We start from the raw sequence: 368 nt of genomic DNA on the forward strand, positions 1-368 counted from the left end.
AAAGACGATGACACGGCCGATACCCTGGCGGCACGTATTCTGACAAAGGAACACCCGTCGTACGTGCGAGCCGTTTCCCTGTTTTGTGATGACAAGTTGGAAATTTCAGGTAATCGAGTACGTATTAAGGACTAAGAGGAGTGGCAGTTGTGAAAATAAAAAGAGCCTTATTGAGTGTATCCGATAAAAGAGGAATTGTAGAGTTCGGTAAAGAATTGGCCGCTATGGGTGTAGACATTATTTCTACAGGCGGTACGATGAAGGTTTTGCGCGATGCAGGCGTTCCCGTTACGGCCGTACAGGACGTGACGGGTTTTCCCGAAATGATGGACGGCCGTGTAAAGACCCTGCATCCGAAAATTCACGGG

Annotated in this window: 1 pseudogene; it reads left to right on the forward strand. The window is 48.4% G+C overall.

What is annotated here, in order from left to right:
- Positions 1-149: 149 nt before the first annotated feature.
- A pseudogene (locus PGX78_RS06880) lies at positions 150-368 on the forward strand (IMP cyclohydrolase); the annotation flags it as partial.

The organism is Megasphaera sp. AF13-6AC (assembly GCF_027685385.1).
GTDB lineage: Bacteria > Bacillota > Negativicutes > Veillonellales > Megasphaeraceae > Megasphaera > Megasphaera micronuciformis.